The sequence below is a fragment of the Pseudomonas sp. c313 genome (assembly GCF_055407145.1).
Genome location: NZ_JBUZRD010000008.1, coordinates 48559 through 63975, shown reverse-complemented (window position 1 = coordinate 63975; position 15417 = coordinate 48559). Strand labels below are relative to the sequence as shown.

Below are 15417 nucleotides of genomic sequence, written 5' to 3'. Positions count from 1 at the left end.
AACCGGACTGGCTATCGACGCACGATCAGATACACACCCACGGCGACCATGATGCCAGCCGGCCAATGCCCCAGTTCATTCAATGGACCGCCGGCAGCCAGCACTGCGCCACCGGCCAGGTGCCCGGCACCCAGCAGGCGCAGGAGCCAGTCGTCCTTGCGTTTGTGCCACGGCGCCGCCGAGTCCTTGGCGTGGGGCTGGGACATGCGCTCCAGCAAATCGCGGGTCATGTTGGCCAGGTGCGGCAGCTGTTCGACCTGGCTTTGCAGGTTGCCCAGCAGGGTTTTCGGGCTGACCCGCTCGCGCATCCAGCGCTCCAGGAACGGCTGGGCGGTGTTCCACAGGTCCAGGTCCGGGTACAGCTGGCGGCCCAGGCCTTCGATGTTCAGCAGGGTTTTCTGCAGCAGCACCAACTGCGGTTGCACTTCCATATTGAAGCGCCGGGCAGTCTGGAACAGGCGCATCAGCACCTGGCCGAAAGAAATATCTTTTAACGGTTTTTCGAAGATCGGCTCGCAGACGGTGCGGATCGCCGCTTCGAATTCGTTGAGTTTGGTTTCCGCCGGCACCCAGCCCGAGTCGATATGCAGTTGCGCCACACGGCGGTAGTCGCGCTTGAAGAAGGCGAACAGGTTGCGGGCCAGGTAATCCTGGTCTTCCGGGGTCAGGCTGCCGACGATGCCGCAGTCGATCGCAATGTACTGCGGGCTCCACGGGTTCACGGTACTGACGAAGATGTTGCCGGGGTGCATGTCGGCGTGGAAAAAGCTGTCGCGGAACACCTGGGTGAAGAAGATTTCCACACCGCGCTCGGCAAGCATTTTCATGTCGGTGCGCTGGTCGGCCAGGGTGGCCAGGTCGGTGACCTGAATCCCGTAGATGCGTTCCATCACCAGCACTTTCGGCCGGCACCAGTCCCAATACACTTGCGGCACGTACAACAGCTGTGAGCCTTCGAAGTTGCGCTTGAGCTGGCTGGCGTTGGCGGCTTCGCGCAGCAGGTCGAGTTCGTCGTAGATGGTTTTTTCGTAGTCCTGGACCACGTCCACCGGGTGCAGCAGGCGTGCATCGGCAGAGAAGTGCTCGGCGGCGCGGGCGAGAATGAACAGCCACGCCAGGTCCTGGCCGATGATCGGCTTGAGGCCGGGGCGGATCACCTTGACCACCACTTCTTCACCGCTTTTGAGCTGCGCGGCATGAACCTGGGCCACCGAGGCGGAAGCCAGTGGCTCAATGTCGAAACGGCTGAACACTTCGCTGATCTTCTTGCCCAACTGTTCTTCGATCAGTTTCACCGCCACCTGCGAATCAAATGGCGGTACGCGGTCCTGCAATAACATCAGTTCGTCGGCGATGTCTTCGGGCAGCAGGTCGCGGCGGGTGGACAGGATCTGTCCGAACTTGATGAAGATCGGGCCCAGGTCCTGCAACGCCAGGCGCAGGCGGGCGCCACGGGTAAGTGTAAGGGTCTTGCGTGGGAACCAGCGCCACGGCAGCACATAACGCACCGCCAGCAGGAACCACGGCAGAGGCAGGGCGAACAGCAGGTCATCGAGGCGGTAGCGGATTACGACGCGCTGGATACGAAACAAACGGCGGACGGCGAGCAGCTTCATGCGTTATCGCTTGAATCAAGGGATTGGCTCAGGCGCTCGAAGCGCGCCTCAAGACGTTCCAGGTCGAGTTTGGCCTGATCGAGTTCACGAAAGCGCGCTTCGGCTTCCCGTTGTCCGACCAGGGTGCGCGATTCTTCGCTCAGGTATTCGGCGAGGTTCTGGTTCAGGCTGGCAAAGCCCTGCTGATACCAGCGCGTGCGGCTGCGCAGGTGGCCACTGATCAGTTGCGTGGCCACCGGGCCGACCCAGCGGGACAGCTCGTATTCCCAATCCAGTTCCAGGTCTTGCAGCACGGCGGCCAGGTCCATCAGCACCGCGCTATCGCCCTCAAGCTCAACGTCAGGGCCGTGGAGGATCGCTGTCTTGTCCCGGCTCAACGCCAGGCGCAGCAGGCTGGAAGCAGGGGCGCGCAGGGTGCAGTCGGAATCGGCGGCCCAATGGGATGCCAGCAGCAGGCCTTCATCGCTGGGCAGGATAAACAGCTGCAAGGCGGGGCTTGTGCAGTCGACGGCAATGATCTTGCCGTTCAAGTGCGCCAGTCGCGCCAGGGCGGTGCTGTCCAGGCGCAGGACACGGTTGAGGCCGTGTTCGACGCTAGCGAGAAGGCCTGTGAACAGCATCAGGGCTTGATGCCGCGGTGCAGGGCGACGATGCCAGAAGTCATGTTGTGGTAGGTCACGCGGTCGAAACCGGCTTCTACCATCATCGACTTCAGGGTTTCCTGGTTGGGGTGCATGCGGATCGATTCGGCCAGGTAGCGGTAACTCTCGGCGTCATTGGTGATCAGCTTGCCCATCAACGGCATGAAGGCGAACGAGTAGGTGTCGTAGACCTTGGACATCAGCGCGTTGGTGGGCTTGGAGAACTCCAGCACCAACAGGCGGCCGCCGGGCTTGAGCACCCGCAGCATGGAGCGCAGGGCGTCTTCCTTGTGGGTGACGTTACGCAGGCCGAAGGCGATGGTCACGCAGTCGAAGTGGTTGTCGGGGAACGGCAGCTTTTCAGCGTCGGCCTGGACGAACTCGACATTGCCGGCCACGCCTTTATCCAGCAGGCGATCGCGCCCCACCTTGAGCATCGAGCCGTTGATGTCGGCCAATACCACTTGGCCAGTAGGGCCAACCAGTTTGGAAAACTTTGCCGCCAGATCGCCTGTGCCGCCGGCGATGTCCAGCACGCGGTTGCCGGTGCGTACGCCGGACAGTTCGATGGTGAAGCGCTTCCACAGGCGATGCATGCCGCCGGACAGCACGTCGTTCATCAGGTCGTACTTGGCGGCCACGGAGTGGAACACCTCAGCGACTTTTTCCGCTTTCTGGCTTTCCGGGACGTTCTTGAAACCGAAGTGAGTGGTGGGTTCGGCATCGCTGCCTTTGCGCTGATCAGTCATATCGCTGTCACCAAAAGAGAATGCGGGACATTCTAATCCCCAAGGCATGCTTTGTCTTGGCAAGGGTGAAGGTAAGATAGGTGGCCACCGAGACCTTTTGCCGCATGGGTGGTCAATAAGTCTCTATAAGGAGGAGTCATTCAAATGGCCCGTATACAGGTTGAGCGTGCCCACACTCTCGGTAAGGAAGCTGCCCGAGAAAAGGCTGACAAGTTGGCGCACAAACTCAAGGAACAATATGGCCTGGAGCCGTCCTGGTCCGGCGACACGCTGAACCTCAAGCGCTCCGGCGTCAAAGGCACCGTGAAAGTGGCTGAAGATTCCCTCAGGATTGAGGTTGAACTGGGCCTGTTGATGTCGGCCATGAGTGGCACTATCAAGTCTGAAATCGAGAAGGCACTGGATAAGGCGCTGGCCTGATTCACGACGTGTAGCCGCAGTTGATGACTGTGGCTATAAGCGCTTTAGTATTGTTCTTAGGGTGCCGATTCTAATTTTTCTGCCTACTTTGTGCCCAAGCCCTCAACTCCTGTGGGCAGTTCCTCCACCCTTTTATGCGTGAGGTGCACCATGGCCAAAGTTATTTTGAAGAAAAAAAACGACGCTTCGACTAACGCCCTAAGCGACGTTAAAACCTATGCCCGCAAGATCTGGCTGGCCGGCTTGGGGGCTTATGCCAAGGTTGGCAGTGAGGGCAGCGAGTACTTCAAAGAACTCATCAAGACTGGTCAACATGTTGAAAGCAAAGGCAAAAAAGTTGCGATTGAGCAACTTGATGCGGCCAACAGTCAGATTGATCAAGTCAAGAGCAATGTCTTCAGCGTCAAAGGTCGTGTCGAAGTGCAGCTGGATAAAGTCGAGAAGGCTTTTGATGCTCGTGTTGCAAGTGCCTTGAATCGGATCGGCATTGCGTCTAAACATGACGTGGAGACAGTCTCTGCTAAGCTCGATGAGCTGACGGCATTGCTCGAACGTGTCGCGCGTAAACATTAAGGAGATAACGGGATGGCTGGTAAAAAGAATACTGAGAAAGAAGGCAGCTCGTGGATTGGGGAAGTCGAAAAATACTCCCGCAAGATCTGGCTTGCTGGTTTAGGCGTGTACTCGAAGGTCAGCAGTGACGGCGGTAAATACTTCGAGACCTTGGTTAAAGACGGCGAGAAAGCCGAGAAGTTGACCAAGAGCACAGTGGGTAAACAAGTAGATGCAGCAAAGGCAACTGCAGGTTCTGCCAAGTCTCGCATCAATGCGGTTAAAAACCAGGCATTGGGCAAGTGGGATGAGTTGGAAGGCGCTTTCGACAAGCGTCTGAACAGTGCCATTTCGCGACTGGGCGTACCCAGCCGCAATGAAGTGAAGGCGCTGCACAGCAAGGTCGATACCTTGACCAAGCAAATCGAAAAACTCACAGGCGCCAAAGTGGCTCCAGTGGCGGCGAAAACCGCAGCGGCAAAACCTGCTGCCAAGCCTGCCGCTAAAACCGCTGCCGCCAAACCAACAGCGAAAAGCCCGGCCAAACCGTTGGTCAAGGCCGCCGCCAAACCAGCGGCCAAGGCACCAGCAAAAACAGCGGCTAAACCTGCTGCCAAGCCAGTGGCCAAAACCGCAGCGTCCAAGCCTGCTGCTAAACCTGTCGCGGCTAAAGCTGCTGCAAAACCAGCCGCAGCGAAGAAACCTGCCGTAGCCAAGAAGCCAGCCGCTCCAAAGCCAGTCATTGCGGCCAAACCCGCAACCCCGGCACCCGCGACCAACTCGGCCACCGCGCCGACGCAGACCGCTGCTACCCCGACTGCAACTTCGGTAACCCCGACGCCTACCAGTCAGTCCTGATTTTCACGGGACACGCAAAAACGCCCGGCCTGCAAAGGCCTGTAGGAGCCGGGCTTGCCCGCGATAGCATTACCTCGGTCTGACTGTGTTAGCGAGGTGACTGCATCGCGGGCAAGCCCGGCTCCCACATTTGGCCGGCGCTTTTTCACAGATCCGCTTCATCCAGGTAGTGCAGTGCCAACCGCTCTGTCGCCAGCCGTGCCGGCAGCAGAAGATGTGGCGCCACCAGCATCATGATCTGGTACACCACCACCCGCACCTCACCTTCGCGGTCGAGAATCCGCTGGTAGTCCAGGGAAAACAGCAGGGTCATGGTGATCTGCTCCACCAGTTGCCCCAACGCCTGGGTATCGCTGACCAATTGCCCCTCGGTCTTGAGTCGCGCCAACAGCGAGGCCAGCGTTCGTTTCAACGCATTCAGCAGGTTACGGATGCCCTTGGCCAGTTTCGGCAAGCGCCCGGCCAGGTTCGACAGGTCTTGGAACAGAAACCGGTAGTGGGCCATGCGCTCCACGATCAGGTGCAGGAACAACCAGTAATCCTCAGCGGCCAGTTGCACATCCGGCGGCGGATCGAGCAGGGGTGCCAACTCACCCTGAAAACGCTCAAACAAGCCGAGCACCAAGGGCTCCTTGCCGTGGAAGTGGTAGTAGAGGTTACCGGGGCTGATCCCCATTTCATTGGCCACCTCCATGGTCGATACGTTCGGCTCGCCCTTGTGGTTGAACAACAGCAAGGCACATTCAAGGATACGGTCGCGGGTTTTCATCCAGTCTTCTTAAGTAATCGGTGAGTCAAGTTGTCAACGGACCCGCACATACGTGCCGGGCGCAGCTTCCATTGGTGGGTAATTCTGGTTGCCCAGAGCAGTCAGCGTTTCGCGCTGGACCCCTGAACGCTGCTGTATCCACTCCAGCCACTGCGGCCACCAACTGCCCTCGACGTGGTTTGCATCGTAGTACCAGGCGCGCGGGTCGCTGCTCAGCTTGATGTTTTCGACGAAGTTAGCCTTGGGGTTGCTCGGCGGGTTGAGGATGCTCTGGATATGCCCGCTATTGGACAGCACGAAGCGTTTTTCGCCGCCCAGCAGCAAGGTCGAGCGGTAGACTGCGTCCCACGGGGTGATGTGATCGTTGATCCCGGCCACGCTGAAGCTGTCCACCGTGACCTTCTGCAAGTCGATAGGTGTGCCACAGACTTCCAGGCCGCCAGGGTGGCTCAGTGGGTTGTGCTTGAAAAAATCCAGCAGGTCGCCGTGCAGGGCAGCGGGAAGGCGGGTGTTGTCGTTGTTCCAGTACAGGATGTCGAACGCCGGCGGTTCCTTGCCCAGCAGGTAGTTGTTAATCCAGTAATTCCAGATCAGGTCGTTAGGGCGCATCCAGGCAAACACCTTGGCCATGTCCCGGCCGTCCAGTACGCCTTGTTGATAGGAGTGGCGCTTGGCGGCTTCCAGGGTTTGCTCGTCGGCAAACAGCGTGGCGGGGCTGTCGATCTGGCTATCCAGCAAGCTCACCAGATAGCTGGCGCTGGAGATGCGCCGCAACTGCCGCTTGGCTTGCAGATGGCCTTGCAACGCAGCAATGGTCAGGCCGCCGGCGCAGGCGCCCATCAGGTTAACTTCGCGAGCGCCGGTGATCGCCCGGCAGATGTTCAGCGCTTCTTCCAGCGCCGCCACATAGGTGGACAGGCCCCATTCCCGATGCCGCACGTCCGGGTTACGCCAGCTGACCATAAACACTTGCAGGCCATTTTTCAGGGAGTACTGGACGAAGCTGTTGGCCGGGCTCAGGTCAAAGATGTAGTACTTGTTGATTTGCGGCGGTACCACCAGTAGCGGCTTGGCGTACTGTTTTTCGCTCATGGGCTTGTACTGGATCAGCTCCAGCAACTCGTTGCGAAACACTACCGAGCCAGGAGTGGTGGCGACGGTCTTGCCGACCTCAAAGGCTTGCTTGGTGACTTGCCGAGGCAAGCCGTTGTTGTGCAGCAGGTCGTCAAACAGATTGCTGACGCCGCGCACCACGCTGTTGCCGCCGGAGTTGAGCAGCTCCTTGATTGCCAATGGATTGAGCAGGGTGTTGGACGGCGATATGGCGTCGTTTAGCAGGGAAAAGGCAAAGTGCGCCCGCGCCCGATCATCAGTGCTCAGGTTGCTGTCGTCGATCCAGCGCTTGGTCTGCTTTTGCCAGCTCAAATAGGCTTGCAAGCTGCGCCGGTACAGCGGGTTGAGCTGCCAGGTGGGGTCGGTGAAGCGGTTGTCGTGGGGGTTGGGTTCATGCACGATTTCCCCCAGCAACACCCGACCCAACTGCCCACCCAGGGCCAAGGCATGCCGCGCGCTATGTAGCGGGTTGCGCAGGCCATGGGCGGCAACGCTGCGCAGGGTCGACAGCAAATCCCGACCACGCAGGCCGGTGATCGCGCTTTGTGCATTGATGAACGCAGCGGGTGTGGGCACCGGGCTCGTCACGGATCTGTCTCGCATGAGTCAACACTCCTTCGTCATCTGCTAACGTGCACGCCAATTCAGAACCATAGTCGGTTCTGGCCAAGTTGCGCGGCGGGTCGTCCTGACCCGTCTGCGCAACCTTCGTTACAAAGCCGGTTGCGGGTGGATCACCGCGCGCAGGCGCTCTTCCTGGAGAAACTTCATGATGATCGGCGCCACTGCTTCGGCGCGGGTAATCAGGAACAAATGACCGTCGTCGATGATGTGCAACTGAGCATTGGGGATACGCCAAGCCAGCATGCGCATATTGACCAGCGGGATCAGTGGGTCGTCGTCGCCCGCCAGCACCAGGGTCGGCTGCTTGATCTTGTGCAGCCAGTGGATGCTGGTCCAGCCAAGGCCGGCGAACAGTTGCCAGTAGTAGCCCAACTTGCCGGCCGAACGCACTTTGCTGGCGTGTTCGGCGGCCAGTTTTGAATCCCGGCGGAACGAGCCGCCATAGATCATCGGGGCAATACGCACTACATGGGACGGTTGGATGTAACGCCGTGGGCTTGCCATCAGCCACAGCACTTTCGGTTTGCCGGGCACCATGACCGCCCCGGCGGCAGTGGCCGCAAGGATCAGTTTCTTGCAGCGTTCCGGGTAGTCATAGGCAAACTGCTGGGCCAGGGCACCGCCCCAGGAAACCCCAACCACGTTGACCTGGCCATAGTCCAGGTAATCGAGCATGCGTGCGGTGAGTTTTGCCAGGCCGGGAAAGCGATAGGGTCGTTTGGGCGTCGAGGAACCGCCGACACCGGGAACATCAAAGGCAATCACCTCCAGGTCCGGGTCCAGGGCCTGGACGAACGGAAACACTAGCTCAAGGTTGGCACCGATGCCGTTGAAAATCAGCAGCGGCGTCAAGTGAGACTTGCCCGGTCGCACCGCCGTGCGGACGGTCTGGCCATTCAGGTCGATGGTGCGGAAGATGAACGGTTGCGGCATGGGCTTACCCTGCGGGTTAGTGGAGGCAGCTTCAGGCCGCAAGCTGCAAGATGAGTGCAATCACCTTGCAGCTTGTAGTTTGAGGCTTGCCGCTATCGTTCGTGCACATAGGTTCCGGGTGCCGCTTCAGCAGCGGCGTACGTTTTATTGCCTAGCGCCGCCGGTGCTTTTTTCAACTTCCCCGACCGTTCTGTCTGCCACACCTGCCAATGCAGCCACCACGAATCAGTGTGCTTGGTGGCATTTTCCTGCCAGTCCAGTGCCTTGCTTGGCATGGTGTCGCTGGTCTGGTAGCGCGACTTGGGATTGCCCGGCGGGTTGAGGATGCTTTGGATATGCCCGCTGCTGGACAGCACGAACTCGACCTTGCCGCCAAACAGCTGCGCCGACTTGTAGCAGGACTGCCACGGGGTGATGTGGTCGTTGGTGCCTGCGAGGGAATAGATATCGGTGGTGACCTGTTTCAAGTCAATCGGCGTACCGCACACCTCCAGGGCATTGGCGCGTATCAGCGGGTTGTTCTTGAACAACTCGATCAGATCGCCATGAAACGCTGCCGGCAAACGGGTGGTGTCGTTGTTCCAGAACAGGATGTCGAAGACCGGCGGCTCGTTGCCCAGCAGGTAATTGTTGACCCAGTAGTTCCAGATCAAATCATTGGGGCGCATCCAGGCGAACACCTTGGCCATGTCCCGGCCTTCCAGCACGCCGGCCTGATAGGAGTGGCGCTTGGCCGCTTCCAGGGTCTGTTCGTCGACGAACAGCGCCACCTGGGTGTCCAGGGTGGTGTCCAGCACGCTCACCAACAGAGTCAGGGCGTTGACCTTCTTCTCCCCCAGCGCCGCGTAGTGGCCCAGTAGGGCGGTGCAGGTGATGCCGCCGGAGCAGGCCCCGAGCATGTTCACGTCTTTGCTGCCGGTGATCGCGGTGACCACATCGACCGCTTCTTTCAGCGCTTCGATATAGGTCGACAGGCCCCACTCGCGCTGGGCCTTGGTCGGGTTGCGCCAACTGACGATAAAAGTCTGCTGGTTATTGCGCAGGCAGAAGCGCGCCAGGCTCTTATCCGGGCTCAGGTCGAAGACATAGAATTTATTGATCTGTGGCGGTACCACCAGCAGCGGGCGTTCGTGCACTTGCTCGGTGATTGGCTTGTACTGGATCAACTCCAGGACGTCGTTGCGAAACACCACGGCGCCTTCGGTGGTGCCCAGGCTCTTGCCCACTTCAAAGGCACCCATGTTGACCTGGCTCGGCATGCCGCCGTTGTGGACCATGTCCTTGGCCAAGTGCGAGAGACCGTCCAGCAGGCTTTTGCCGCCGGTCTCGAAGAAGCGTTTGACGGCGGCCGGGTTGGCGGCGCTGTTGGTCGGGGCCATGGCTTCGGTCATCAGGTTGATGACGAAGTGGCCGCGGCTGATGTCCTGCTCCGATAGGTTGCTGTCGCCGATCCAGTCGTGCAGTTCCTTGCGCCACGCCAGGTAGGTTTGCAGATAACGTTTGTAGAGTGGGTTCTGGCTCCACGCCGGGTCGTTGAAGCGACGGTCGTCGCTTTCGGGCGCAAGCTCGGATTTGCCAAATACCACATTCTTTAACTCGGCGCCAAAGTGGGCGACGTGCTTGACGCTATGCAACGGTTGCTTGATGGCCAGGGTCAGCACCATTCGAGCAGAAGCCAGTAAATCCTTTTTGCGCAAGGCGATGATCGGGTTCAGCCCAAGAGTGTTTTCCGAGGCTTGGCGTTTCAAGTCATCGTTATTCTTGTTACTCATCTACGACGCTCCATTGTCCGAAAGACGAGTACCGGGTCCCGCTGTGCACCTATTCTCGGCACACAACACAAGCCTGGTACTGCTGCTCGGGTCACCGTTAATACCGCATCATCAAATGCAGAGAACTTGCCAGTTACATTGGTTACCCGAGTTTAATTTTTTTCGCAAGCAGGCCAATCGTTGGCCATGAGACAGGGCATTCAAACAGATGGAATTAGAAAATGCCCACTAATGAGCAAAAGGCTCGGGCTAGAGCATTAGCCTGACGACCGACTGACTCGGGTCGCGGGTTTTTCCGGCGGCTTTGAGCTCGGCAAGATAATCGGCCCACAGAGCGTCTTGACGCATGGCGAGCTGATAGAGGTAATCCCAAGTGAACAGTCCGCTGTCATGGCCGTCGTCGAAGGTCAGTTTCAGTGCGTACTGGCCGGCAGGTTCAATCTTGCTCAAGCCGACATTGAGCTTGCCAAATTGCAGGATCGGTCTGCCGTGGCCCTGGACCTCGGCGGAAGGCGAGTGTACTCGCAGGAATTCGGCAGGCAGGTGATAGACCTCATCCGGACCGTAGGTCAGGGACAGGCTTTTTGAGGCTTTGTGCAGGTTGATGGCGGTAGGTAGTTTGGTCATAGGAGCGCCTTGGACGGCAAGCTTTAAGCTACAAGCCGCAAGTTGAACACAATCAACTTACAGCTTATAGCTTGCCGCTTGAAGCTTACAGAATGTAACGAGACAGATCTTCGTTCTGCGCCAATTCGCCAAGGTGGCCGTTGACGTAGTCGGCGTCGATCTTGATAGCCTCGCCATTCTGGGTGCCCGCTATGTCGCCGGCACTGAAGGATACTTCCTCAAGCAAACGCTCAAGCAAAGTGTGCAGGCGGCGGGCACCGATGTTCTCGGTCTTCTCGTTGACCTGCCAGGCGATCTCCGCCAGGCGCTTGATGCCGTCCGGCAAAAACTCGATGGCCAGGCCTTCGGTTTTCAGCAGCTCGCGGTATTGCTCGGTCAGCGATGCGTGCGGCTCGCTGAGAATGCGCTCGAAGTCGCCCGGGGTCAGCGCCTTGAGTTCTACGCGAATCGGCAGGCGGCCTTGCAGCTCCGGCACCAGGTCGCTTGGTTTGCTCAGGTGGAACGCGCCGGAAGCGATAAACAGGATGTGGTCGGTCTTGACCATGCCCAGCTTGGTGTTGACGGTGCAGCCTTCGATCAGCGGCAGCAAATCGCGCTGTACGCCTTCACGGGAAACGTCGACTCCACCGGAGTTACCGCGCTTGGCGACTTTATCGATTTCGTCGATAAACACGATGCCGTGCTGTTCGACCGCTTCCAGGGCCTTGGCCTTGAGTTCCTCCTCGTTGACCAGGCGCCCAGCCTCTTCGTCACGCACCAGTTTCAGCGCGTCCTTGACCTTGAGCTTGCGACTTTTCTTCTTGCCCTTGCCCATGTTGGCAAACAAGCTTTGCAGCTGGTTGGTCATTTCTTCCATGCCAGGCGGCGCGGAGATGTCGACGCCGGAGACTTCGGCGACTTCTATCTCGATTTCCTTGTCGTCCAACTGGCCTTCACGCAGACGCTTGCGGAACAGCTGGCGGGTGTTGGAGTCCTGGCTTGGCGCGGCATCTTCGTTGAAGCCCATGCGTGCCGGTGGCAGCAGAGCGTCGAGGATGCGTTCTTCGGCGGCGTCTTCGGCGCGGTGACTGACCTTGGTCATTTCCTGTTCGCGCAGCAGTTTCAGGGCAGCGTCGGCCAGGTCACGAATGATCGACTCGACGTCACGGCCCACATAGCCAACTTCGGTGAACTTGGTCGCTTCGACCTTGATGAATGGCGCGTTGGCCAGTTTGGCCAGGCGACGGGCGATTTCGGTTTTACCGACACCTGTAGGGCCGATCATCAGGATGTTCTTGGGGGTTACTTCAACGCGCAGTTCTTCGGGCAGTTGCATCCGGCGCCAGCGGTTACGCAGGGCGATGGCAACGGCGCGCTTGGCATCGTCCTGGCCGATGATATGGCGATTGAGTTCATGGACGATTTCGCGGGGAGTCATGGACATAATAATTGACGGTCCTCAAGCCTGAAAAGCCAGCGGCTTATTCGGCGAGGTCCTGCTCCTCAATGGTGAAGTTGTGGTTGGTGAAAACGCAGATATCGCCAGCGATACCGAGGGCCGTTTCAACGATTTCACGGGCCGACAGATCGGTTTTTTTCAACAGTGCGCTGGCGGCGGCCTGGGCGTAGCCGCCGCCGGAGCCCATGGCGATCAGGCCGTCTTCCGGTTCTACCACATCGCCGTTGCCGGTGATGATCAAGGACGCGTCCTTGTTGGCGACGGCGAGCATGGCTTCCAGGCGGCTCAGGGAACGGTCGGTGCGCCATTCCTTGGCAAGCTCGACGGCAGCGCGGACCAGATGGCCCTGGTGTTTTTCCAGCTGGCCTTCGAAACGCTCGAAAAGGGTGAAGGCGTCAGCGGTGGCGCCGGCAAAGCCTGCGATGACCTGGCCGTGGTACAGGCGACGTACTTTTTTCGCGTTGCCTTTCATCACGGTATTGCCAAGGGAAACCTGGCCGTCGCCGCCCATGACGACTTTGCCGTGGCGGCGAACTGAAACGATGGTGGTCAAGGGGAGAGTCTCCACGCAGCGGGGCGAAAATGCCCTGATGGAACTCATATGGGGGTGGCGGGGAGTATTTCAACCGTAGGACTTGTGGTAAGCGGGCTTGCCCGCGTTGGGCTGCGTAGCAGCCCCAATAAGAGCTCTGCGGTTTTCAGGCAAGCGGTGGGGCAGGCTTTTTAGGGCTGCTACGCAGGCCAACGGGGGCAAGCCCCCTCGCCACAATAGGTGTTCGCCATAGGATCGACGTTCCGATCAGCGGCTTTGGCGTTGTTGTAACAACAGGTTGCTAAACCCTGCGCCGGCCAGCTGTTTCTGAGCCACGGTCAACTGTTCACGGTTGCTGAACGGGCCTACCAGTACGCGATACCAGGTCGCATCCTTCACCGTTCCCGACTCCACTGTCACCGCCTGCCCGAGCAGAATAATTTGCGCCCGCACACGATCAGCATCCGCCTGCTTGGGGAACGAACCCGCCTGCAGGAAGAATTTGGTCACCGGCGCTGCCTTGGTGGTAGTGACCGGTGGCGGCGGTGGCGGAGTGATCCCCGCCAGCGCAGCCTGGGCCCGTGCGGTATCGATCTTCGCCGCTTCGGCCGGGGTTACCGGAACTTGCGGCGTAGGCAGGGTTTTCTCCGGTACGGCGTCTTGCGGAACGATCACTTCCGATTCCGGCAGCAGGGTGTAGAAGTCATATTTCGGCTTCACGGGCGCGGTAGGGCTAGGCGGCGTCTTGTTCGCTTCGGCGATCTTGCTGGCCTTCTGTTGCTCTTGCTTGACCCGTTTGACGTCATCGCCCTGGCCCGGCTCCAGCTTCATCAGAAACACAATAAACGCACCGACCGTCAGGCCGATGGCCAGCCACATCCAGCCCGGAATCGGTTTCTTTGCCGGTGCCTGGTAGCGGCTGGCGCCACGTTTGGGTGCAGGTTTTTTCTTGGCAGCCAACTTACATACGCTCCAGAGTTTCCAGGCCCAACAGTTCCAGGCCTTGCTTGAGGGTCCGTCCAGCCAATGCGGCGAGGCGCAAGCGGCTTTGCTTTTGGGCTTCGTCGTCTGCGCTCAGGATCGGGCAGTTCTCGTAGAAACTGGAGAACAGCCCTGCAACTTCGTACAGGTAAGTGCAGAGCATATGCGGCGTGCCTTTCTCGCCGACGTTGTTGAGCACTTCGCCAAATTGAGCGAGCTTGGTGGCCAGCTCATGTTCCTGAGGCGCCTGCAGGTTGATCTGGCCTTCGACTTCGCTGAAGTCCTTGCCCAGCTTGCGGAACACACCGGCGACCCGAGTGTAGGCATACAGCAGGTACGGCGCGGTGTTGCCTTCGAAGTTGAGCATCAACTCGAAGTTAAAGCTGTAGTCGCTGGTGCGGTGCTTGGACAGATCGGCGTATTTCACCGCGCCAATGCCGACGACCTTGGCGATGTTACGCAGGTCGGCTTCGGCCAGCTCCGGGTTCTTTTCCTTCACCAGTGTGTAGGCGCGTTCCTGGGCTTCGTTCAGCAGGTCGATCAGCTTCACGGTGCCGCCATCGCGGGTCTTGAACGGACGGCCATCGGCGCCGTTCATGGTGCCGAAGCCCATGTGTTCCATGTGCATCGGGTGGGTGACGAACCCGGCCAGACGGGCCACTTCGAACACTTGCTGGAAGTGCAGGGCCTGGCGCTGGTCGACGAAATACAGGGCGCGATCAGCCTTCAGCACGCCGCTGCGGTAGCGCACGGCCGCCAGGTCGGTGGTGGCGTAGAGGTAGCCGCCATCGGCCTTGACGATGATTACCGGCAGCGGCTCGCCGTCGGCGGTCTTGAAATCGTCGAGGAATACGCACTGGGCGCCGTTGCTTTCCACCAGCAGGCCCTTGGCCTTGAGGTCGTTGACCACGTTGATCAAGTCGTCGTTATAGGCGCTTTCGCCCATCACGTCGGCCATGGTCAGCTTGACGTTCAGCCGCTCGTAGATTTCCTGGCAGTGGGACAGGGAGATATCGCGAAAGCGTGCCCACAGTTCCAGGCATTCCTTGTCGCCGGCCTGCAGCTTGACCACCAGGCTACGGGCGCGGTCGGCGAATTCTTCGGATTCGTCGAAGCGCTTTTTGGCGGCGCGGTAAAAGTTTTCCAGATCCGCCAGCTCGTTGCTGGTGATCGGGTTTTCCTGCAGGTACGCCATCAGCATGCCGAACTGGGTGCCCCAGTCGCCTACGTGGTTCTGGCGAATCACGGTGTCGCCGAGAAACTCCAGAACCCGTGACACGCCGTCGCCAATGATGGTCGAGCGCAAGTGGCCGACGTGCATTTCCTTGGCGAGGTTCGGTGCCGACAGGTCGACGACCACACGCTGCACGGGACCAGCCTTGCGCACGCCGATTTTGGCGTCGGCAAGGCCCGCGTCCAGGCGCGAAGCCAGGGCTTGGGTGTTCTGGAAGATATTGATAAACCCGGGGCCGGCGATTTCGGCCTTGCTGACTTGCGGGTCGGCTGGCAGCGCGGCGATGATTTTTTCCGCCAGGTCGCGAGGTTTCATGCCGGCCGGCTTGGCCAGCATCATGGCGATGTTGCTGGCGAAGTCACCGTGGGTCTTGTCTCGGGAGTTTTCCACCTGAATCGCCGGCGTCAGGCCTTCAGGTAAAACACCTTCGTTGACGAGTTGGGTGAGGGCTTGTTGGATCAACTGGCGAATGGCGTCTTTCATGGTGTTCTCTTTCGACCGCAAGCAGCGGCGCGCGATGCGCAGGTGGAAAAACTGGACATTATCCGTTGCGAGGGC

The 15417-nt window shown here is 59.4% G+C and carries 15 protein-coding genes; 3 read left to right on the top strand and 12 right to left on the bottom strand.

Annotated features, from left to right (window positions below; all coding sequences use genetic code 11):
• Window positions 1–11: 11 nt before the first annotated feature.
• The 3 genes from ubiB to ubiE are packed head-to-tail and all read right to left on the bottom strand — an operon-like array spanning window position 12 to window position 3006.
• Window positions 12–1616: a ubiquinone biosynthesis regulatory protein kinase UbiB gene (gene ubiB, locus ACZRKZ_RS20310; RefSeq protein WP_463982552.1), complete on the bottom strand. Its 1605-nt coding sequence runs from the start codon at window positions 1614–1616 to the stop codon at window positions 12–14.
• Window positions 1613–2236, bottom strand: coding sequence for a ubiquinone biosynthesis accessory factor UbiJ (locus ACZRKZ_RS20305; RefSeq protein WP_149411271.1), 624 nt, complete (start codon window positions 2234–2236; stop codon window positions 1613–1615). The genes ubiB and ACZRKZ_RS20305 overlap by 4 nt, the downstream gene beginning before the upstream one ends.
• Window positions 2236–3006, bottom strand: coding sequence for a bifunctional demethylmenaquinone methyltransferase/2-methoxy-6-polyprenyl-1,4-benzoquinol methylase UbiE (ubiE, locus tag ACZRKZ_RS20300; protein ID WP_133101302.1), 771 nt, complete (start codon window positions 3004–3006; stop codon window positions 2236–2238). The genes ACZRKZ_RS20305 and ubiE overlap by 1 nt, the downstream gene beginning before the upstream one ends.
• Before the next feature lie 144 nt (window positions 3007–3150).
• Between ubiE and ACZRKZ_RS20295 the strand changes: the two genes are divergently transcribed.
• The 3 genes from ACZRKZ_RS20295 to ACZRKZ_RS20285 all read left to right on the top strand — a co-directional run bounded on the left by ACZRKZ_RS20295 (window position 3151) and on the right by ACZRKZ_RS20285 (window position 4836).
• Window positions 3151–3426, top strand: a complete 276-nt coding sequence (locus tag ACZRKZ_RS20295; protein WP_463969007.1) for a polyhydroxyalkanoic acid system family protein — start codon at window positions 3151–3153, stop codon at window positions 3424–3426.
• A 150-nt stretch (window positions 3427–3576) separates the two neighbouring features.
• On the top strand, window positions 3577–3999 hold the full coding sequence (locus ACZRKZ_RS20290; protein WP_463982551.1) for a phasin family protein: 423 nt from the start codon (window positions 3577–3579) through the stop codon (window positions 3997–3999).
• Between the two features lie 12 nt (window positions 4000–4011).
• Entirely contained in the window at window positions 4012–4836 is an 825-nt protein-coding gene (locus ACZRKZ_RS20285; protein WP_463982550.1) for a phasin family protein, read from the top strand.
• Between the two features lie 145 nt (window positions 4837–4981).
• Here ACZRKZ_RS20285 and ACZRKZ_RS20280 read toward each other — a convergent pair whose 3' ends face one another.
• The 9 genes from ACZRKZ_RS20280 to argS all read right to left on the bottom strand — a co-directional run bounded on the left by ACZRKZ_RS20280 (window position 4982) and on the right by argS (window position 15342).
• Complete coding sequence (locus ACZRKZ_RS20280; protein WP_463982549.1) at window positions 4982–5605, bottom strand: TetR/AcrR family transcriptional regulator; 624 nt, start codon at window positions 5603–5605, stop codon at window positions 4982–4984.
• 33 nt (window positions 5606–5638) lie between these two features.
• Window positions 5639–7321 (bottom strand): class II poly(R)-hydroxyalkanoic acid synthase, encoded by a 1683-nt coding sequence (phaC, locus tag ACZRKZ_RS20275; RefSeq protein WP_463982548.1) that lies wholly within the window; start codon window positions 7319–7321, stop codon window positions 5639–5641.
• A gap of 108 nt (window positions 7322–7429) precedes the next feature.
• Window positions 7430–8275 (bottom strand): poly(3-hydroxyalkanoate) depolymerase, encoded by an 846-nt coding sequence (phaZ, locus tag ACZRKZ_RS20270; RefSeq protein ID WP_463982547.1) that lies wholly within the window; start codon window positions 8273–8275, stop codon window positions 7430–7432.
• 92 nt (window positions 8276–8367) lie between these two features.
• Entirely contained in the window at window positions 8368–10047 is a 1680-nt protein-coding gene (phaC, locus tag ACZRKZ_RS20265; RefSeq protein ID WP_463969013.1) for a class II poly(R)-hydroxyalkanoic acid synthase, read from the bottom strand.
• Window positions 10048–10296: 249 nt separating this feature from the next.
• The gene (locus ACZRKZ_RS20260) at window positions 10297–10674 is read right to left on the bottom strand and encodes a gamma-butyrobetaine hydroxylase family protein (protein ID WP_463982546.1); all 378 of its coding nucleotides are present in this window, start codon (window positions 10672–10674) and stop codon (window positions 10297–10299) included.
• A gap of 85 nt (window positions 10675–10759) precedes the next feature.
• On the bottom strand, window positions 10760–12097 hold the full coding sequence (gene hslU / locus ACZRKZ_RS20255) for an ATP-dependent protease ATPase subunit HslU (protein WP_133101310.1): 1338 nt from the start codon (window positions 12095–12097) through the stop codon (window positions 10760–10762).
• 37 nt (window positions 12098–12134) lie between these two features.
• Window positions 12135–12665 (bottom strand): ATP-dependent protease subunit HslV, encoded by a 531-nt coding sequence (hslV, locus tag ACZRKZ_RS20250; RefSeq protein WP_133101311.1) that lies wholly within the window; start codon window positions 12663–12665, stop codon window positions 12135–12137.
• A 246-nt stretch (window positions 12666–12911) separates the two neighbouring features.
• A complete protein-coding gene (locus tag ACZRKZ_RS20245) occupies window positions 12912–13604 on the bottom strand; it encodes an SPOR domain-containing protein (protein WP_463969015.1) in 693 nt (230 codons plus the stop codon).
• A gap of 1 nt (window position 13605) precedes the next feature.
• Window positions 13606–15342 (bottom strand): arginine--tRNA ligase, encoded by a 1737-nt coding sequence (argS, locus tag ACZRKZ_RS20240; protein ID WP_463969016.1) that lies wholly within the window; start codon window positions 15340–15342, stop codon window positions 13606–13608.
• Window positions 15343–15417 lie beyond the last annotated feature (75 nt).